The 19657-nt window shown below is 57.5% G+C and carries 14 protein-coding genes and 6 pseudogenes; 7 read left to right on the forward strand and 13 right to left on the reverse strand.

Translation table 11 applies throughout. The features are described 5' to 3' along the window. The first annotated feature begins 258 nt into the window (after positions 1-258). A complete protein-coding gene (locus tag GWK63_RS15230) occupies positions 259-909 on the forward strand; it encodes an SOS response-associated peptidase (RefSeq protein ID WP_034931775.1) in 651 nt (216 codons plus the stop codon). A gap of 63 nt (positions 910-972) precedes the next feature. Here the strand turns inward: GWK63_RS15230 and GWK63_RS15235 are convergent, their stop codons facing one another. Next, on the reverse strand, positions 973-1146 hold the full coding sequence (locus tag GWK63_RS15235; RefSeq protein WP_007396361.1) for an IS5/IS1182 family transposase: 174 nt from the start codon (positions 1144-1146) through the stop codon (positions 973-975). Between the two features lie 146 nt (positions 1147-1292). On the opposite strand from GWK63_RS15235, the gene GWK63_RS17080 reads away from it, so the two are divergent. Next, positions 1293-1973, forward strand: coding sequence for a restriction endonuclease (locus tag GWK63_RS17080; RefSeq protein ID WP_007396362.1), 681 nt, complete (start codon positions 1293-1295; stop codon positions 1971-1973). A gap of 86 nt (positions 1974-2059) precedes the next feature. Here the strand turns inward: GWK63_RS17080 and GWK63_RS15250 are convergent, their stop codons facing one another. Continuing rightward, positions 2060-3091 (reverse strand): IS110 family RNA-guided transposase, encoded by a 1032-nt coding sequence (locus tag GWK63_RS15250; RefSeq protein ID WP_039998313.1) that lies wholly within the window; start codon positions 3089-3091, stop codon positions 2060-2062. Positions 3092-3168: 77 nt separating this feature from the next. On the opposite strand from GWK63_RS15250, the gene GWK63_RS15255 reads away from it, so the two are divergent. From GWK63_RS15255 to GWK63_RS15265, 3 genes are all read left to right on the forward strand, one after another. Continuing rightward, entirely contained in the window at positions 3169-7911 is a 4743-nt protein-coding gene (locus GWK63_RS15255) for a DEAD/DEAH box helicase (RefSeq protein ID WP_166498166.1), read from the forward strand. Positions 7912-8188: 277 nt separating this feature from the next. Further along, positions 8189-8743 (forward strand): hypothetical protein, encoded by a 555-nt coding sequence (locus tag GWK63_RS15260; protein WP_007396369.1) that lies wholly within the window; start codon positions 8189-8191, stop codon positions 8741-8743. Next, a complete protein-coding gene (locus GWK63_RS15265) occupies positions 8744-9358 on the forward strand; it encodes an RES family NAD+ phosphorylase (protein ID WP_039998314.1) in 615 nt (204 codons plus the stop codon). Between the two features lie 288 nt (positions 9359-9646). On the opposite strand, the gene GWK63_RS15270 is transcribed toward GWK63_RS15265, so the two are convergent. The 8 genes and pseudogenes from GWK63_RS15270 to istA all read right to left on the reverse strand — a co-directional run. After that, positions 9647-10420, reverse strand: coding sequence for a segregation and condensation protein A (locus tag GWK63_RS15270; protein ID WP_034931780.1), 774 nt, complete (start codon positions 10418-10420; stop codon positions 9647-9649). After that, entirely contained in the window at positions 10410-11747 is a 1338-nt protein-coding gene (locus GWK63_RS15275; protein ID WP_172459691.1) for a site-specific integrase, read from the reverse strand. The genes GWK63_RS15270 and GWK63_RS15275 overlap by 11 nt, the downstream gene beginning before the upstream one ends. A 359-nt stretch (positions 11748-12106) precedes the next feature. Then, positions 12107-12379, reverse strand: a pseudogene (locus GWK63_RS15280) (transposase); the annotation flags it as partial. A gap of 2 nt (positions 12380-12381) precedes the next feature. Continuing rightward, positions 12382-12932, reverse strand: a pseudogene (locus tag GWK63_RS17550) (DUF6118 family protein); the annotation flags it as partial. Between the two features lie 12 nt (positions 12933-12944). Then, positions 12945-13214, reverse strand: coding sequence for a Txe/YoeB family addiction module toxin (locus tag GWK63_RS15290; protein ID WP_081749560.1), 270 nt, complete (start codon positions 13212-13214; stop codon positions 12945-12947). After that, positions 13211-13486 carry a type II toxin-antitoxin system Phd/YefM family antitoxin gene (locus GWK63_RS15295; protein ID WP_061276673.1) on the reverse strand — a complete coding sequence of 92 codons (276 nt, stop codon included), beginning with the start codon at positions 13484-13486 and terminating at the stop codon, positions 13211-13213. The genes GWK63_RS15290 and GWK63_RS15295 overlap by 4 nt, the downstream gene beginning before the upstream one ends. Before the next feature lie 533 nt (positions 13487-14019). Further along, a pseudogene (locus GWK63_RS15300) lies at positions 14020-14384 on the reverse strand (transposase); the annotation flags it as partial. Positions 14385-14417: 33 nt separating this feature from the next. After that, positions 14418-15341 (reverse strand): annotated as a pseudogene (gene istA / locus GWK63_RS15305) (IS21 family transposase); the annotation flags it as partial. 117 nt (positions 15342-15458) lie between these two features. Here istA and GWK63_RS15310 point away from each other — a divergent pair. Further along, positions 15459-15578: pseudogene (locus GWK63_RS15310) on the forward strand (IS3 family transposase); the annotation flags it as partial. 80 nt (positions 15579-15658) lie between these two features. On the opposite strand, the gene GWK63_RS15315 reads toward GWK63_RS15310, so the two are convergent. Continuing rightward, on the reverse strand, positions 15659-16258 hold the full coding sequence (locus tag GWK63_RS15315; protein WP_035366892.1) for a DUF488 domain-containing protein: 600 nt from the start codon (positions 16256-16258) through the stop codon (positions 15659-15661). Here GWK63_RS15315 and GWK63_RS15320 point away from each other — a divergent pair. Next, entirely contained in the window at positions 16257-16472 is a 216-nt protein-coding gene (locus tag GWK63_RS15320; protein WP_061507197.1) for a hypervirulence associated TUDOR domain-containing protein, read from the forward strand. The genes GWK63_RS15315 and GWK63_RS15320 overlap by 2 nt on opposite strands. A gap of 300 nt (positions 16473-16772) precedes the next feature. Here the strand turns inward: GWK63_RS15320 and GWK63_RS15330 are convergent. Further along, a pseudogene (locus GWK63_RS15330) lies at positions 16773-17961 on the reverse strand (IS3 family transposase). Between the two features lie 151 nt (positions 17962-18112). Continuing rightward, a complete protein-coding gene (locus GWK63_RS15335) occupies positions 18113-19306 on the reverse strand; it encodes a Fic family protein (protein WP_025439978.1) in 1194 nt (397 codons plus the stop codon). Positions 19307-19657: the final 351 nt, after the last annotated feature.

Raw genomic sequence — 19657 nt, forward strand, 5'->3', positions numbered from 1 at the left:
GGACAGTCCATTCGGGTGTTTCTGACACGGAATCAGTGATCGTGTTCGTTATTTGTTCTGGCATGGTGACGAATGTCAACCCATCCTGGAAAAGCGGTTGCGATCCGGGCGCGGGCACAGGCCTGCCGTCCGATCCAGGCTCGATGAAAACTGTCTGGATTGCAGGGGTTTATCAGGAACAGTCCGGCCACCCCCTTCGTGCAGGGTGGATACCATCCGGCAGGACACCCATATCCGGACTCGCGAAAGGACGGCGTGATGTGCAACCTCTATGCGATGACCGGCAGCCAGCAGGCGATCCGGGAGGCGGCCCGGGTCATGACCGACCGCACCGGCAATCTCCGGCCCCTGCCCGAGATCTGGCCCAACACCCTGGCGCCCATCGTGCGGAACGCGCAGGACGGGCGTGAACTGGTCATGGCGTGTTGGGGCATGCCCACGCCGCCGAACTACCTGAAAGGCCACAGGGTCGATCGGGGTGTGACCAATATCCGCAACCCGACCTCGACCTGGTGGAAGCGCTGGGAAGGTGTGGCGCATCGCTGCCTGGTGCCGCTCACGGCCTTTTCCGAACCGGAGCGCCTGCCAGATGGGACCAGCAGGCCCGTCTGGTTTGTCCGCAGCGATGGGGAGCCGTTGGCTTTCTTTGCAGGGATCTGGTGCCAGTGGACGTCAGTACGAAAACTGGCGGATGGCGAGACAACGGATGACCTGTTCGGCTTCCTGACCACCACAGCCAATCGGGAAGTCGGCACCATTCATCCGAAAGCCATGCCGGTCATCCTGACCCGGCCGGGAGAATTGGATCTCTGGATGAATGCCCCTCTGGACGAAGCGCTGCAACTGCAGCGCCCTCTGCCCGACAATGCCCTGACGGTCGCGAATGCTCCTGTGGGAAGTAATTATTAAATGTCGCCTTTTGCGCCAGACGCCTTACTCAGCCCACCGCCGAAACCAGACATAGACGGAGTTCTATTTTCCGTAACGCTCATGCATGTTCCGCCATGGGCAACCGACACGCAGGACATAAAGCATTTCATTGAGAAACAGATGGTTATCCTGTGCCGGTCGTGACCAACGCTCACGTTCAGGCGGCAGCAGGCCGCCAATGATCGCCCCTTCTTCGTCCGTCAGATCGCCACGCATTCATAGATTTCCGCAAATACCAGCGTTGAATCATGTCCACGTCAGTCTGAAAAAACCTTTTGTCAGCAGGCCCTATTCCCCATCCCTATGGCAAGGGTTAATCTGGTCAGACGTGATTTTCAGACCGTCCAAAGGCTTGCCCGATTATGTCCGCGCTTTCCCAACTGCTTGATACCTATAGAAATCTGTCCGTCACAGAGCGCGAGAAAGGCACCTACTTCGAGGAACTGATTGTCTGCTACCTGCGAACAGAGCCGAGCTACGCGGACCTGTATGACCAGGTATGGACATACAAGGACTGGGCAACCCAAGAAGGCTATGTCGCGAAAGACACGGGCATCGATCTGGTCGCCAGAACGCGGGGCACCGGTGAATACCATGCCATCCAGTGCAAATTCTATGCCCCGTCTCACCGTATCAGCAAGCAGGATATCGACAGCTTTTTCACCGCCTCGGGAAAAAAGCATTTTGCCCGACGTATCATTGTCGCCACGACCAACCACTGGACCGACAATGCCGAGGCATCGCTTGCGAACCAGCATCCGCCCGTCAGCAAGATTGATCTGTATGACCTATGTGGACGGCCGGTTCGATGCAATGGATCACATTTGTTATCTCTCTGCGTTTCCCTAAATCTTGTTTTCTCGGTGGAATGCATCGCTGCTCGCAGGATGCGGGGATCCGGTCAGGTGCGCCCTTATGTCCGGCCTATTTGTGCGACGTTCTTCGCTGGCCATTATGGGTGTGCGCTTGCGTGTCAGGCACCAATCTTGAAAACGTGCTCGATGGCACATGTCATACAACGGTATCGCCTGAACTGTTCCTGAATTACAGTCTTCCCATCACGCTGGTCAGTGCATTCTGCCGGATCTACCGGGGCGAACCCCGGCATCCATCGTCTTGGCAGCGCATGTCAGATTACAGCGACATTGCGGCCGGCCGGACGATAGATCTCTTTGCGCGACAGCAGAGCCCAGACGATCCGGGCCAGTTTGTTGGCAAGTGCGACGGTTGCAAGACGTGTTGGGCGACGCTCCAGAAGCTTGCAAAGCCATGCCCCTGCGGCGCCTGTCCATTTCTGCGCGCGGAAGGACATGGATGTCGCCCCCAGAACGAGCAGCTTCCTTATTTCCCGGTTGCCCGTTTTCGTAATCCTGCCCAGCCGGACCTTTCCGCCGGACGAGTGCTGGCGCGGCACAAGTCCAAGCCAGGCCGCGAAGTGCCGCGCACTTTCGAAAGTGTCGATATCCGTGACAGATGCCACGATCAAGGACGCGGTCATCGGGCCGATGCCGGGTATTGTCAAAAGACGACGGGCATCTTCGTCCTGCCTGGCGTGCGCCTGGATTCGCCTTTCCAGGCATCCGATGCTTTCACTCAACTTTCCATATTGTTCGAAGAGCAAAATGACGGTCTGCTTCATGACGTCGGGCAAACCGGGTGATGTCTCGATTTTCGCCAGAAGATCGGGCAGGCGACTGTTTCCCAACGGCACGATCAAGCCGAATTCCGCTGCGAGCGCGCGCAACGCATTGACCAGCATCGTCTGCTGTTTGACCAATAGTGTGCGCGTTGAGTGTAACGAGAGCAGACTTTGCTGTTCTTCGTTTTTGATCGGGACGAAGCGCGTGTCGGGATGGAGTGCCGCAAGACAGATGGCTGCGGCGTCAACAGCGTCGTTTTTCTTGCCACGTTTGACGAACGGCTTGACCATGTCCGGCGGAATAAGTTTCACGTCATGACCCGCATCGCGGATGACGCGCGCCCAATGATGCGATGTGCCGCAAGCTTCGAGCACGACCTGACACCGCTCGAGTTTCCCGAAGAATGAGGCAACCTCGCTGCGCCCGAGCTTTCGCTTGAGAAGACATTTTCCGTTTGCATCTGTGCCGTGCGCCTGAAAAACGGACTTGGCGATATCCAGGCCGATCATGGTAATTTTCATCCGGGCGGTCTCCTCTGAATGGTCATTCCGACCCCAGCATGGCACATTGATGCCGCATGGGGGCCGTCCACCCCATCTTGGAAACCAGCCTGATTGACTGGTCGCAATATCAGCCCAAGATTGCTCCTATCCTGCGGGCACAGAAGAAAGCCCGCGAGCATCAGAAAACCGCCATCAGCCGGGTTCTGGCAGGATTCAAGAGTCATAACCGTGGCCGTCTGATCATGGCCTGTGGGACGGGCAAGACTTTCACCAGCCTGAAAATCGCGGAGCAGCAGGTCGGGGCCGGTGGTCGTGTCCTGTTCCTCGTCCCCAGCCTGTCCCTGCTGTCCCAGACCCTGACCGAATGGACCCAGGAAAGTCAGGTGCCGCTCCACAGCTTCGCGGTCTGTTCCGACAGTGACGTGGGAAAAAAGAAGGCGAAGAACGACGACGAGATTAAGGTCAACATCCACGAAATCCGCTACCCGGCAACCACCAGTCCCGGCCGTCTGGCGACCGAACACACCAAACGGCATGACGACGCGCATATGACGGTCGTGTTTGCGACCTATCATTCCATCGATGTCATCAGCCGTGCCCAGAAAGAGCATGACTTCCCCGAGTTCGATCTGATCGTCTGCGATGAAGCGCACAGGACAACAGGGGTCACTTTCGGGGGTGAGGAAAACGATAGCACCTTCGTCCGCGTCCATAACCAGGATTATCTGGCTGGCAGGCACCGACTCTACATGACTGCCACCCCGCGTATTTACGGCGATGTGGCGCGGGAAAAGGCCGAAAAGGAAGGGGCCATTGTCTATGGCATGAACAATGAGGCCATCTACGGGCCAGAGTTCCATGTCATCACCTTCTCCGAGGCCGTTCGGCGCAAACTGCTGGTGGACTACAAGGTCATCGTGCTGGCGGTTGACGAGGGAACCGTCAGCCGTAGTGTCCAGAAGCTTCTGGATGACCCCGATAACGGCCTGACCGTCTCCGATGCCTCCAAAATTGTTGGATGCTGGAAGGCGCTGGCGACGGGCGGATTGCCTCGTGAAGGGACAACTATCCCCGAACCGATGAAGCGGGCCGTCGCCTTCTGCCAGGTCATTTCTCCCGACTACAAGGGAAGGACATCCAAGGTCAGTTCCATCCAGATTGCCGATATGTTCCAGCAGGTCGTGGAGGAATATCAGGAACAGGAAGACATTGAACCTGAAGCCCGTCTGGTATGCGAAGCCGAACACGTCGATGGCGGGATGAACGCCAGCGAAAAGGAAGGCAAACTCGCCTGGCTGAAGGACGAGACCCCGGAAGGCATATGTCGGGTTCTGTCCAATGTCCGTTGCTTGTCGGAAGGGGTGGACGTGCCGGCGCTGGATGCAGTCCTGTTCCTGACCCCCAGGAATTCACAGGTGGATGTGGTCCAGTCCGTGGGCCGTGTGATGCGGGTCGCACCAGGCAAGAAGCGGGGCTATGTCGTACTGCCCGTAGTTATCCCGGCTGGGGTTGAGCCAGACCAGGCTCTGGATAACAACAAGACCTATCAGGTGGTCTGGCAGGTGCTTCAGGCCCTGCGTTCTCACGATGACCGTTTTGATCACATGGTCAATAAGATGGATCTTCAGGCCAGACCTGACACATCCCGCATGGAAGTCATCGCGGTCACGAAGAAGATCACGGCCAAGACAAAGGCCCTGACAACAGGCACAGCCCAGAAAGCCCATTCGTCCTACAAAATTGGAAAGAAGGCTTCATTCCCTAACGACGACAGGCAGGAAACCCTGCAATTTGAAGTTGGGGAAATTGAACGGGCTATCTATGCCAAAATCGTCAAGAAGGTCGGCAACCGTCATCACTGGGAAGACTGGGCCGATGATATCGCCCGGATTGCCCAGACCCACATCACCCGCATCAAAACCATTCTGGAGAATCCCAACAACGTGGAAGCCCGGACCTCGTTCAAGGAATTCACGTCAGACCTGCGAACGGAACTGAACGACAGCATCAGCGAGGACGAAGTCATCGAGATGCTGGCACAGCATCTCATCACCCGCCCCGTGTTCGAAGCCCTGTTCGCTGGCCATAGCTTCATTGGCGACAACCCCATGTCCAGAGCCATGCAGACGGTTCTGGATGCTCTGGACAAGCACAGCCTGCATAAGGAAACGGACAGGCTGGAGGCTTTCTATGCCAGCGTGCGTGAACGGGCTTCGGGCATTGATACGTCCTATGGTCGCCAGAAGGTTATCAAGGAACTGTATGACGGCTTTTTCCAAAAAGCCTTCCCACGCCTGAAGGACCGCCTGGGTATTGTCTACACGCCTATTGAGGTGGTGGATTTCATCATCCGTTCCATCAACGACGTGCTGGAAAGCGAGTTCGGTCAGACCCTTGGAAGCAAGGGTGTCCATATCATGGACCCCTTTACGGGCACGGGTACATTCATCACCCGGTTATTGCAGAGCGGGTTGATTACGAAGGAGCAGATGCTCCATAAATACCGACAGGAACTCCACGCTAACGAAATCGTCCTGCTGGCTTATTATATCGCTTCCATCAATATCGAGGCCACGTTTTCCGACCTGATGGACGGGAACTATGAACCCTTCGAGGGTATCTGTCTGACTGACACCTTCAGGCTGAACGAACCGCATGATCTGGTGAGTTCAACCCTGGAGGACAACAATCGGCGTATCCGTAAACAGAAGAAGCTGGATATCCGTGTCATCATGGGAAACCCGCCCTATTCAGTGGGGCAGGAAAGCGGGAACGACAACAACCAGAACGTGGCCTATCCCACCTTGGATGCCCGCATTGCGGAAACCTATGCAGAACGTTCCACGGCCACGAACAAGCGCGCCCTGTATGACAGTTATATCCGCGCCATCCGCTGGTCATCTGACCGCATTGGGGATTGTGGCGTCATCGGTTTCGTGACCAACGCAGGCTTTCTGGATGCCAATACGGCAAATGGCTTGCGCCAGTGTCTGGCCGAAGAATTTTCCTCCATCCATGTGTTTCATCTGCGGGGCAACCAGCGGACATCAGGGGAAACATCACGCAAGGAAGGCGGAAAAATATTCGATGCTGGAAGCCGGGCGCCGATTGCCATTTCCCTCATGGTCAAGAATCCAAATGCGAAGAAACAGGGCCGTATCCTGTTTTATGATATTGGGGATTATCTGACTCGTGAGCAGAAGCTGAAACGTATTCAGGAACTGGCCAGCGTCAACAGTCTGACCGGCGAAGGTCTGTGGCAGATCATCACGCCTGACGAACATGGAGACTGGCTACGGCAACGGGATGACAGCTTCAGGAAATTTATTGCTATTGGAAGTAAAGAGAAGAACGCAGGACCTATGCTGTTCTGTCTATTTTCCCGTGGAGTTGAAACCGCACGCGATGCATGGTGTTTTAACTCTTCCCGTTCTGCTTTGGAAAGCAATATTAAAACAATGATTTCTACCTATGAGGGAGAACTTCAGCGATTTAATGATGCTTTCCCGTCGTTAGACCGCAAAGAGCGGGAAAAACAACTGGACGGTTTTGTTACGTCAGACCCGACGAGAATTAGCTGGTCACGTTCCTTGCGTCAGGACTTTACAAAAAATGTGCCGTTATCATTTGATGGCAAGCGGATAGTTCTATCTCTCTATCGTCCATTTCAGAGACAGTATCTCTACTTTGACAAGAATATAAACAATTATATAAATCAGATGCCTCGACTTTTTCCTGATGCGAAAGCGGATAATCTGATCATATGCGTTCCGGGCTTAGGCGGGGATAAAGGTTTTTCAGCATTTGTGACCAATCACGCCATTGACTTGAATCTCGCTCCAGCCATGGGAGGTTATCAGGCATTCCCTCAATTCATTTATGAAATTGATACTCTGAAACAGAACAGAACAGAACAGAACAGAACAGAACAGAACAGAACAGAACAGAACAGAACAGAACAGAACAGAAAAATTATACACTACATTGATAGAGGAGCAAGAAAAAAATCTGGTGATTTGCCTGTCGAGCGGGGGGCAGAAAAATGCCTTCAGCGCCCTGATGTGCAATGCCCTCCCGAGTCTGCATATGGTGGATATCGACGGCACTCAATGCTTTCCGATGTTCCTCTACGAACAGGAGAAAGAACGATGAGCGATATGCAAGGCGACTTCTTTGGGCAGAAACCTTCTCAATCACGAATCGTTCGTCGTGATGCAATTACGGATGAAGGATTGAAGCATTTCCAGAATGCTTATCCGGGTCAGGTCATCACCAAGAAAGACCTATTTTATTATGTCTATGGCCTTCTGCATTCCCCGGATTACCAGGAACGCTATGCGGATACTCTGCGGAAGGAACTGCCACGCATCCCCCGTGTGAAGACATACGAAGCCTTCAAAGCCTTCTCTGAAGCTGGTCGCAGGTTAGGCGAAATACACGTAAATTTCGACAGCCAACCCATCTACAAGGGCGTGCAGATCGATGCGGGAAACAAGCCCCTGACACCCGCCGATTATCGAGTGACACAGATGAAATACGGCAAGGGCAAGGATAAAACCATCCTGCATTACAATGACCGCATTACTGTCACAGGTATCCCTCTCGAAGCCTATGAATACGTGGTGAACGGCAAGCCTGCGCTCGACTGGGTAGTGGAACGTCAATGCGTGAAGACCGACAAGGCCAGCGGTATCGTCAACGACGCCAATGACTGGGCTATCGAAACCATGAACGACCCCCGCTATCCACTGGACCTGTTCCTGCGTGTCATCACGATCAGCCTGGAAACCATGAAGATTGTGAAGAACCTTCCAGCCCTGGAAATTCTGGACAACTGACAGGCTGCTAACAGGTCATGAAAGCATGACGTTAAACGCCATACCTTTACGAACTTATCGGACTTGACAGATTTATCGAAAATGAGAAGAATACGGCAGGAGATACGCCATGCCCCGAGCAACTGCATCCTCTTTCACCACAAAATCGCGCCGCCTTGCGGCGAAAACGCGTAGCGGCGCTGTGGTTCTCAGCGCACGCGGCGTGCAACCCGTTTCCATTCCTGTCGGACGCACTGTGCTGACATCTGTCGCCAGACAGGTGGGAACAGCACGCTCTGTGATCGAAAATCTCGGCCACGCGCTGGCGGAGACCCGGAAAACAGGACGTGGCGTCCGCTTTTCAGTCGAAGTCACGCCCGAAGGTACAGTCCGGATTGTGCATCCTCCAGAGAATCAGGACATTGCAGGCACACAGGCGGCGGAGCGCACGGCCGGTAGCGGTCTGGCGCGCGCGAAGGCGCGTGGCGAGGCGCTGGCCGCCAGCATTCTTGCCCATGAGGATATGGTGACGGCGGAAGAACTGGCGCGGCGCATGGGAACAACCCGTGTCACGGTGAATGCCCGTCGGCACGCTCGCCAGCTGATCGGCCTCGAAGGCCCGACACGCGGTTATCGTTACCCGGCCTGGCAACTCGATCGCGACGGTCGTCCGTTCGCTATCATCCCGAACCTGTTTACCGCGCTTGGCGACAGTCCGTGGACCATTTACCGGTTCCTCACCCAAAGGCACCCTGAACTCGAAGGACGGACTGCAATCGCGGCCTTAGAGAAAGGAGAAGATAAACGCGTCCTCTCGGTCGCGGCCAGTATCGCCGAGGGCACCTTCGCGTAAATGTCGTCCGCAAGCCTACCCCCCAGCAACTTCGACCAAGCTGACCTCGTTGTGACAACAGTACCAGCCGGTACCCGTTATGGGCGCATCCTGTTGCGGCGGTTTTCGGACACTCTGGGTTTCGGCAAGAACGAGAGCCGGTTCAGCGATCCTAGGGATCTGCCGCCACCTGAGCGGTTTGGGGTTCTTTATGTCGGCAGCACCCTGAAGGTTTGTTTCGTGGAAGCCATCCTGCGCGACAGTCGTGATGGCGTAATCGGAGAGCTTCTGCTCGCCGAGCAGGAAATCACCGACCGTGATTATGCGGAGATCGTGGTGGTCACTGATTTGCGGGTTGTCGATCTGCGGAGCGAAAATCCCTTAAGGATGGGCATTCCCAGCGATGTAGTCGGCGGGTCGGACCAGCGTCCCGCGCGCCAATGGTCACTCGCACTCCATAACCATCCTGCCAAACCTGACGGTATTCTCTATCCCTCCCGATTGAATGAGGAGATCAATCTGGCAATCTTCGAACGTGCCATTCCAAAACTATCGGAAGCTGCCAGGATGAATCTTAATGGAATCTTCGCACTCGAAGATATTCTCGATCTCTTTCAGGTGGCCATCAGAGAGTGAATAGTCGGAAGCAACGGTCATTGAAGAACTGCCACGACACGCGCAGCTTGAGGCGGCGGTACAGTTCGGACAGCAACATATTGTCAATGCGGCACCATTGCCCCAGATGCGGACCTCTTTGAGGTCACAGGATGCAACGAAAGCCAGGAAATTCTCTAGAACAGGGAAAAGGCTTCCGCTACGTTGCAGAGCGGCATATCGCTGCGCTTGTGCTGCCTTCGGCTGCCGTGCACACCATTCCATCGTGGCGTTGTCCCGCTCATTCCAAAGAGTCTGCAATCGCTAACATCATGCCATGGGAAATACGACCGTATCGATCGATGCGTCTCCCTGCCGCACCAATTCCAGCCCAGCCACAAATGTCGCAGCTACAGCCGCTCGACGAGCGATTAATCCCTCAGGCTCAGCAAACGGCGTCGCAGGAACACAGTCCCATATGCTTCGGAAAGCTCCGTTTCTCATTTTCGCTCGGATAAAGGCCAATGCATCGGTCACACGCCAGTAGGCAGGCACATCAATCCGATAGATCGGAACCGAGAACTCAATCTGCGCCAGTTCCCGCTCCAGTACACTGAGACAGGCTTCCATCAGACTGAAATACGTCCCTTGCCGTACAGAATCACTACGATCCACGTCTGTTCCGCCCCGCGTAAAAACCGACACGCCAAGCTGTGGCTTCGCTTCCAGCCAGTCTGCCGCTGCGCGCATCTGCAACAGCCCTTCAATCTGGCCGACGGTCCGGCGCGCTTCATTTTCGGCAAGCTGTTTTTCTGCCTGGGTGGCAAACAGCAGCCGCGAGCGCAGGAAGACCAGCCGGGCGATCCAGATCACCCAGTCCGCACGCTGCATGAGCGGCGTCGTGCAGGCCAACCGCTCCGCCTCAGCGACAAACTGGGCCGCCAGATCTGCAATGGACAGCACGCCCAGATCCAGACGCTGGCGTTCCGCCAGATCCAGCAGCAGGTCCAGCGGCCCGTCAAACCCCTCGACATGGAACTCGGGCACCGCCGGGCGCGGCCGCCGGCGCGGCGGATCACCCCAGTCTTCCTCGTCAAGTAGCATTGGCGGTCTTCCCGGCATCAGCCCGCGCGTATTGCGGCCGGATGTCGAACACCAGCTCTGGCCAGTCCGTCCGCACCCGGGCCAGCGCCTGCCACGGCGTCCATTCCGCCGACCAGAAGCGGTAGACCAGCCGGGCACTGCGGCGGATGCGCTGGTCGCGCATCCCTTCGACCTCCACCCGGCGCAACGGCAGCAGCGTGCCCCACTGCGCCTGCAGCCATGCCGCCGCCACGCGGGAGTCCGCCCCGGCTTCCAGAATGGGACCCGGAACCGGCACCAGCCGGTGCAGGTCAAACGCGCATGACGGCGTGCCCGCCGCCTGATGCTGCAGGGCAATCCGATGCAGGCGCTCGGACGCCTGGCGCAGCAGCCGGGCCAGCGTCACCGCCTGTGCCCCCTTCCTCGCCATCGGCGCCAGCAGGCGGGCCTGTTCGTAGTCGAAATCCACCTGCCAGGGAATGATCCCCGGACCCTGGGCCGCCGCCCGGAACCGGGCCACCGCGTCCACCGGACCACTTACCGTGAGCGTCGTCCGGACCCAGTCCGGGGCGGGCATTGTCGTGCGTCGGCGCGCCGCCGTCCGGACTGAGGACTCTGGCGGGGACCCGGATTTTGTCCGACGCACCCGGTAGGCCGGGCGATCCGGGCGGCCCAGAGCCCGGTCCAGCACAAACCGGATCCCCGGCACCGACAATGAATCCCCAATCGTGCCATGCGCATCGATCCCCCGGAAGGCTGCCCCCCAGCGCAGTTGCGCAGCATCGCGCCAGGCCGCCCAGTTCCGCACCGGACAGACGGCCGGATCCCGGCGCCGCCGCAATCGGCGCAGCTGGTGGCGTCCGGACCGGGGCCGCAGCAGGGCGACGGTCATGCCGTCCGTCGTGTCGGTGATGTCTTCAACGGTCAGCCGGGCCAACGCCTCGGCGCCGATGTCCAGCGTGACCGCCAGCAGCAGCAAAGCCCGGTCGCGCAGCCCGGGCAGGTCGGGCCCGCAGCGTCGCACGGCGGCCAGCAGGGACGCCGCATCGACCCCGGCCCCGGTCCGGCGCACCCGCGTAGCGGGCAGGGCGACATCGAGCCCCTCGCCATTGGCGGCACACCACGCCGTCAGCGCTGCCCGATCCACCACCAGGCTCTGCCGCGGCCGTCCGCCCTTGGCCCGGGCCTCCAGCCATGCCGCCACCGCGACAAGGCCGACCGGAAAGCAGCCGTCGACGGCCTGGGTCCCGACGAAAGCGCGCCAGGAGGCTGCGTAGGCCCGTGCCGTGGCAGGCGACAGGCCGGTCGGCGGCCGCGCCGCCTGCAGCGGTCGGCCGGTCTCAGCCATTCTGAGTGGATCCCCGGTTATCCGCCCCGCACTCCCTGCAGGCCGACGCCGGACGGACGGTGGAACCAGGCAGCCTGCCCATCCTCAGCGGGCAACTGCGCCGCCTGACTCCGACCATATTAAGGCGTTTGCACTTCATATAATACGTCGTATCATGTTAACGAGTTTCAGAGAACGAAAAAGCGCCCGGTTTGTCCTGAAAGGCGCGGTTTTCCGGACTTTCTTCTCCCTCCCCGCCCCGCCTGGAAAAATCCGGCCACGCAAAATGTTACTTCCGATAAGTTATCTTGTCGGAAGTGGATGAAAAATTCCAAAATGCCTACTAAATGTCGGAATGTCCTTGAAAGGAGAATGTCAGGTTTGCCGCGAGATTTCCGTCCTGGAATGCAGGGTTTTATACCTTTCGCTTCCAGGGCGTCCCTGAACCCGTCGGCGTCATACCCGCGATCTCCCAGCATTCATTGTGCTGCAGGAAGACTGTCCAGCAGGGCAGCGGCACCGGTATAATCGCTGATTTGTCCCGCAGTCATGAAAAAGCTCAGCGGTCATCCGCTCCGATCGGTGATCGCATGCAGCTTCGTGTTCATGCCGCCTTTGGTGCGGCCGATCAGGCGACCTGAATCCCCTTTTTTAGCCGCAGGCTTTCGGGATTGTCGGCTTCCATCATCAACGCACCAGACTCCCATCGATCCTGTCCACCCACGATAAAGGAGGCCACGCGCGTCCCCAGTGATGATGGCAGGAGATGGGTCAGGGCACGATCCCGACAAACCAGACAGGCCACCCCGACCTGCAGCACCCACCAGTTCTGACTGGTCCTAGGTACGTGCCTGTCCGATCTGAGCCAGTGCCATTAATATCGGTCGGTTGCTGCCGCTCCACCTGAACCGCTCGGATCGCGGTATAAAAGGCGGCCTGCATGTCCTGACTGACAGAAAGCCCTGCCTGGCGTACCCCCTACCCATAGGTCTGTGGCGTCATCTTCAGCGTCGGACTGGCCTCGATCACCTTCATGCGCGCGCCCACTTCGTTCAGGGCTTTGACCAGTCTGGCCAGGTCCGGCGTATAGTCACGTGGCCGGTTATCCCGCCATGCCTGGGGCAGCGCTTCCACGCTGCGCCGGCGCATCGTCATTTCGGCGCACAGATCCTCAAACGCACGGGCTGCCGGATCCGTCTCGCTCATGACGCCTCTCCTTCAGTAATGAAACCGGCACTGGGCAACCTCGATCCGCTGATCCTCTCCCGCGCGGCCCTGAACCCGGTAGACCAGACGATGTTCCCCCGTAATCCGTCGGGACCACCACCCGGAAAGCTGCCCCTTCAGTGGTTCTGGCTTCCCTATCCCCTGAAACGGATGCCGCCTTACATCCTCGATCAGGGCATTAACCTTCCCAAGAACAGCATGATCTGACTGGAACCAGGAAAGATAATCCTCCCAGCCATCTTCATGAAAAATGACCTTCACGCCGACGGTTCATCCTGCGGCTCCAGAAGATCACGCTCGGTCGCCGCCCCATGCTCGATGTCACGAATGCTCCGCAACAGCCTTTCCGCGTTGCGTGGGCTGCTCAGAAGATGCACGGTTTCCTGCCAGCCAGAGAATTCTTCTTCCGACATCAGCACGACACTGCCTTTCCCGGTCTTGCGGGTCACGACAATCGGCGCGCGGCTGTTCACGGCTTCGTCCAGATAATGTGCCAGATTCTGGCGCAGGTCGGTATAGGAAACACAGGTCATGATCGGTCCTCCATGACCACTATAACGTACAGTTTGCTGTACGTCTCCTGTTTTAGATCCCCATATCCATTCCCCGATCCTTGGAGCGCGACAGCAAGCGCATGCGCTGCGGCTGCAATCCGTGATCGAGCCTGACCTGCTCACCGGCCTGAAGGCCGAAGGTTCCGGTATGGGCACGCATTAAGCAGAGGTGATGTTGTGGACGGCCCCCGCACGAAATGTGCGAGGATGAAATCGTCACCGTCTGCAACGCATGGAGCCATGTGTGGACGGCCCTGACGATGCAAGTGGAAAGTATGATTTTGGTGGTCGGGTGCAGCCATGTGTCCGGCCTGTTTGCGCAGCCCGGGGGCTGCTGGCCCTGATGAAGTCCGCGGATTGGATCCCTGATCACCTCTGCGCGCTTTTGCTGCGCTTGGTCCCGTCGGGTTTATCCTCTCCCCGGCCTGACCGGTTCGCCATCATATCTCACCACTCCGCACATTCACCTTCGTCGCTTCTGGTGTTCGACGAGGGCGAATCTCTGAATTCTTTCAGGCGCTCCTGGCGTTGTATGCATTGCCCGTTGTGAGGAATGCCCAGACAATCCTGGCAGTCTTGTTGGCGAGAGCGACAGATACGACACGCGCCGCCTTCTTCTCGAGCAACTTTGCAGCCCATTGACGACTGGCATTTTCCTTGCGTGCAAGACGGATCACCGCCGTGGCGCCCAGCACGAGCAGGCGTCTGAGATAGCTATCCCCCTGTTTGCTGATGCCAACCTGTCGTTCCTTGCCACCACTGCTGTGACTTTTGGGCGTCAGACCGAGCCACGCAGCGAATTGACGGCCTGACCGGAAGTCGAGGCATCCGGAACGGCCGCGACGATCGCGCTGGCAGTGATCGGGCCGATACTGGGGAATTTTCAACCAGCACATTTGGGGAGATTACAACCAGCACTCACAACCAGAGCCGCGCGCTCGGCCAGGAACATCTCCCACACCGTTTTCTCCGGGACATCCGGATGGGCATGCGTTCTGGCCAGCTGGATGCATCGATCCACAAGCCATCCATTGAGTTCCTCGTAGTCACGGAACTTCAGACGCGGGGAGAACACCCGTCCACGCGCATATTTCACCTGGCTTTCAACCTGGCCTTTCTCCCATCCTGCCGCCGGCGTGCAGGCCTGTGGTTCAGCCAGATAATGGGCGCACATCTGTAAAAAACGCCGGTTATAGTCCCGCGCCCGGCCAACAAAAACCGTTTCCACCGCAGTCTTCATATTATCGTAAATGCCCCGCTGGCATGCACCCCTGAAGAACGCAAAGCCCCGGTCATGCGCGTCAAACACCATTTCCTGCGCCTCGCGCGGATAGGCACGAATGAACATCATCCGGCTGTGGCACAGGCGCATATGCGCGACCTTCACCTTTACCGCCACACCACCCAGAACGACAACCTCATGGCTCCAGTCAAACTGGTAAGCCTCTCCAGGTGCAAAGCTCAGCGGAACATAGGCGGCCCGCCGCCCCGTCTCATGGCGGTCTTCCCACCGTCGGCCATATCGCCTTACGGCATCATAGCTTCCTTCATATCCTTCCTCACGCAGCAGTTCGAACAGACGGATGAGGCTCAGCCGTTCGCGGGCCGGACGCGCCACGTTCTCCTCAAGAAGAGCGCACAATCTTCCCTCCCATGGACCAATCCGGGGAAGAGGCTGTCGTTCTCGGTGATAATCAAAAGACGTCTGTCCCGACCGGATCACCTTGCGTACCGTCTGCCGCGATATCCCAAGGTCCCGGCAGATCGCCTTGATCGCCTTTCCTTCGACAAAATGCGCGCGACGGATCTTTCCAATTGTTTCCACAACAAGCATCCCAAACCGGGCCTCCATTCAGCATGAAGGCCATCGTGAACCCGTTTCTCAGAAAGGGGTCGTTTTTAGCTGCCTGTCCCCCTTCCGAAGGGGTCACTTTTCCATGCCGCTTAACATGAAAGCATTCAGGACGTGCAGGAGGTCGCAACACAATGGCTCTGGACATATAACCATGACAGACCCAACATGGGGAACAGCGGGCTAACCCCCGCCCAGAAACTAAAAACAGCTGCCTGAATTCTCATTCAATGCCCCACTAAAAATGGGGGGATTACCAATTTTTCGAGATCGTTTGTTTTTATGCCTACATTTTACCTTCAGCCTCTGGAAGTGTTTATTTGTGGGTAAGTAATATGACGGCTACTATCAATAATCGCAGATTCAGTAAGGTGCGCGGGAACGGCATCCGTCATGGACAGAATATGAAAGACTGTCACCCCGTGGGCCAGAAGATAGTCAGTAACGATGCGCCTGTGACAGCGCCACCAGAGCACCTCCGCGCACATGATCGCAACAGTTGCCTGCTGTCCCGCCTCGATAAGCCGGGCAAGACCTCGGTGAAAATCTTCTCCAAGCGCATAATCCGCATAATTATGAAAACTCTGGACACGCCAGAATGCGTTGGTCTCCGCAGGCATCGTCTTCGACCGTGGCCGTCGTCCACCAAGCTCTGGAAAATGACTATATCCGATCCCCTGTGCCGCCAGTTCCGGCTGGAGACTGGTGCCATCATAGTCTCGATTACGCCGGGAATACGGAAAAGCCCTCACATCCGCGATCAGTGTCACGCCATAATGACGCAAAAGCGCGATAAAATCAGATAGCGCAAGCGTGGAATGCCCAATGGTGTAGAATGGATGACAAGAAGATGATCTTGCCTCCCCTGCGAGGTTCACATTGGATACGGAGTTTTCCATGCCGTCACAAACTTTCCAGATCGGAGACATCGTATCTTGGAACTCGGAAGCGGGATACGTCAGTGGACGGATCAAAGCCATTCATACGGCGCCCTTTCTGGTCAACGGCTATCAGCATCACGCGACGGCAGAACACCCTCAATATGAAATAGAAAGCCTTAAAACCAGTCATATCGCCTTTCACAAAGGCACGGCCCTTACACTTGCTGAGTGACTGGATCATCTCCTGAGCCAGCATCATGTCTGCGCCGCAATATCCATCAATGTAGAGACAGACGGATTGGCTGAGGTGATCGGAGCACAGAGCACCACATCCAGCGTCGGGGTGACAGACGTGAGTGTCGCAATAAGCCTCTCATGACAGAGATCATCTGGCCCAATCACTCTTTTATTGGCGCGCACATGCTCTGCTCTCATTATAATTCGTAATTTTTCTCTTGGTAGATGGATTGTTAGAGGTGGCCCCGTTTGTTCGGACAGTTTTGGGGGTTGAATAAGCTATACCCGATTGATGTCATGCCGCCATTCTGACGGCGTTGCTGTTGGCCATCTGGTCCGGGGTTAACCCCGGACCAGATGGCGTCGGCACGTCATGATACGCCTCATCGGGCGTACGTCCAGCCAGCGCCGTATGCGGACGCCTTTCGTTATAATGGGCGATCCATCTGCCAAGCCCGGCCCTCAGCTCTGATCCGGTCTCGAACGCGTGCAGGTAGACGCATTCATATTTCAGCGACCGCCACAGACGCTCGATGAACACGTTGTCCAGCCATCGCCCACGCCCGTCCATACTGATGCGGATCTGACGCTCTTCCAGTATCCCGGTGAAACGGGGTGTCGTAAATTGCGACCCCTGGTCAGTATTGAAAATGTCCGGGGCGCCATAGCGCATGAGGGCATCCTGTAGCGCCTCGATACAGAACTCCACGTCCATCGTGTTCGACAGACGCCAGGACAGGACCTTGCGCGTGAACCAGTCCATGATCGCCACGAGATAGAGAAATCCCCGTTTCATGGGAATATATGTGATATCGGAACACCAGGCCTGGTCAGGCCGATTGATGACCAGATCCCGCAGCAGATATGGATATTTCCGATGCTCCGGATGGGGCACGGTCGTGCGCGGCTTCTGGTAGATCGCCCGCAGGCCCATGATCGCCATGAGCCGCCGGACCCGCTTGCGGCCCACTTCATGTCCCAGGCGGCGCAGATGCCATGTCATCTGCCGTGAGCCATAATACGGCGTTTCCAGGAACTGGCCGTCGATCAGCCGCATCAGCTCCAGATTGGCCTCGCTCCGTGGCACAGGCCGATAGTAGACGCCCGACCGGTTGAGTTGCAGCAGCGTGCATTTTGCCGGATTATCGGCAGACGCGCTCGCTTCGGGTCAATCATCTGCCGCCTCTGATCACGCCCAACCGAGCAGAGGCATCCCGCAAAAAATCCCGTTCCACCAGCAACTGGCCGATCTTGGCATGCAGTTTCTCTACATCAGCAGGGCTGACTGAAGGTTCCGTTACTGACTTACCAGAAAAAAGGCTTGCCATGCCTTCGATCGCCTGGCGCTTCCATTGGGCGATCATCGTCTGATGCACGCCATGTTTCGACGCCAACTCCGCCAGCGTCAGTTCGCCACGGATCGCCTCCAGGGCAACCCGTGATTTGAACTCCGCCGCATACCGTTTCCGCGTAACCTTGCCCATAAAACCCGTCCTCGTTCAGGCCAGATGATAGCTTATCGCCCTGTCCGAAAAATGGGGACCACCTCTGTTTTTGTCGGGAAGCCTGAATGGGACAGACTTCCAGCCATTTCTATTGAAGCTGTCAAAACGGATCTTGTGCAGCGAGGCCCTTTTATGATGATGGGTCTGGCAGTGCCGGTTCTTCTCCGAAGGGGCGATTGAGGATCGTGAGCACCTCTTCGGCAGCATAGATCCGGTTGCGGGCATAGCCGGTGCGTTCGGTCAGGATCCCGACCTGGCAGAGCTGGGCGAGGGCGGTTTGGGCGGCCGGGGGTGTGATGTCCAGCAGATGGCCAAGGCGACTGGCCGTCAGGACGGGATAATCGGTCAGCAGGTCCAGTGCGCGCAGCGCGGCCGAGCCCTTGCGGAAAGCCCGGCGCTGCCGCCATGTGGCCTTCAGGGCCTGGGTTGTCTGCCGGGTGACCTGCACTTCGGTAACGGTCCGGATGATGGCGTCTGACAGGAACCCGATCAGGGGCGGCCAGTCGAGCCGCTGCTGGGCCCGTTTGAGCGCCGCGTAATAGTCCTGTCTGTGGGCCTCGATATAAGGGGAAAGATACAGGGGAACCTGGCCGTCAGCGGCCATCATCAGCGGCAGCAGCAGGCGGCCAACCCGGCCATTGCCATCGCTGAACGGATGCACGGCCTCGAAATGGGTATGGGCGATGGCCATCCGGGTGATGAGGGACTGGGTCATCTGCTGCATCCCGTCGGCCTGCATGTAGTTCAGCGTGGCCTCCAGACAGGCTGCCACCTGGTCTGGCGGGGGCGGGTTATAGGTCGAATAGGCGATATGCCCTGTCCCGCCGATCCAGACCACGTCCCGGCGCAGGGTGCCCGGTGTCCCGCGATAGGCCGGGTCATGCTGCATGACAGCCTGATGGAGCGCCAGCACGGTGGGCAGGCGGAAGAGGGCCGGGCCTTCGCTAGAGGCCTGTGGCAGGAACTGTTCCAAGGTTCGCGCATAGTCGCGGACCTGCCGGGTGGCATGGGAAGCGTCCTGGTCGTCTTCATCGACCACCAGCAGCTCATTGAGGGTGCTGTGCGTGCCTTCCAGGGCGGAACTGCTGAGGGCTTCCTGACGGCTCAGGACGCGACTGATCAGGTACGGATCAGGCAGGGTGCGGGCGAGGGCGGCGATTTCACCCAGGGCGGACAAAGCCTGCCCATGGCAAGCAGCGGCATCGCCCAGCATAACGCCCGCTTCAGGCGGCGGCGGGGGCACGACCCCGTAATGCTGGGCATAGGGGGCGGGCAGCCGCTGCAGACAGTCCCGGATCCCGCCGGCCAGATCCTCACGCTTCATCCTGTCCAACCTTTTTCAGAGACTAGATTTTCCTAGCATAATTAAGGTTTGAGTTAAAACATTAATCATGTTTGCCAGAAGAAGGCCCTTGCGTAAGGTTCTGCCAGATTGTGTGGGCGGCCACAGGTGACGTGGATGAAAAATTCCTCCAGCCTTCAAACCTGTCCGGTAATATGGATTATCGGACAGATTGTTAATGCCCGTTTTCCCGACGTGCTGGGGAATTTTCCGACAGCACATGTGGGGAATTTTGAAACAGCATTTACATACCGACGTTCTCAACGCGTTCTACCTAAACGTACGTAAAAGGCACTTTCGTGTCGTCAGCCCGATATTGCAGGGCGGCTTCAG

The organism is Komagataeibacter rhaeticus, assembly GCF_011611525.1.
In the GTDB taxonomy this organism is placed as follows: Bacteria; Pseudomonadota; Alphaproteobacteria; order Acetobacterales; family Acetobacteraceae; genus Komagataeibacter; species Komagataeibacter rhaeticus.

Bases quoted from the DNA above. Each gene is read 5' to 3' on its own strand.
- GWK63_RS15230 (WP_034931775.1), top strand. From the start codon at position 259: ATGTGCAACCTCTATGCGATGACCGGCAGCCAGCAGGCGATCCGGGAG.
- GWK63_RS15235 (WP_007396361.1), bottom strand. From the start codon at position 1,146: ATGCGTGGCGATCTGACGGACGAAGAAGGGGCGATCATTGGCGGCCTG.
- GWK63_RS17080 (WP_007396362.1), top strand. From the start codon at position 1,293: ATGTCCGCGCTTTCCCAACTGCTTGATACCTATAGAAATCTGTCCGTC.
- GWK63_RS15250 (WP_039998313.1), bottom strand. From the start codon at position 3,091: ATGAAAATTACCATGATCGGCCTGGATATCGCCAAGTCCGTTTTTCAG.
- GWK63_RS15265 (WP_039998314.1), top strand. From the start codon at position 8,744: ATGTCGTCCGCAAGCCTACCCCCCAGCAACTTCGACCAAGCTGACCTC.
- GWK63_RS15270 (WP_034931780.1), bottom strand. From the start codon at position 10,420: ATGCTACTTGACGAGGAAGACTGGGGTGATCCGCCGCGCCGGCGGCCG.
- GWK63_RS15275 (WP_172459691.1), bottom strand. From the start codon at position 11,747: ATGGCTGAGACCGGCCGACCGCTGCAGGCGGCGCGGCCGCCGACCGGC.
- GWK63_RS15295 (WP_061276673.1), bottom strand. From the start codon at position 13,486: ATGACCTGTGTTTCCTATACCGACCTGCGCCAGAATCTGGCACATTAT.
- GWK63_RS15320 (WP_061507197.1), top strand. From the start codon at position 16,257: ATGCCGTCACAAACTTTCCAGATCGGAGACATCGTATCTTGGAACTCG.
- GWK63_RS15315 (WP_035366892.1), bottom strand. From the start codon at position 16,258: ATGGAAAACTCCGTATCCAATGTGAACCTCGCAGGGGAGGCAAGATCA.
- GWK63_RS15335 (WP_025439978.1), bottom strand. From the start codon at position 19,306: ATGAAGCGTGAGGATCTGGCCGGCGGGATCCGGGACTGTCTGCAGCGG.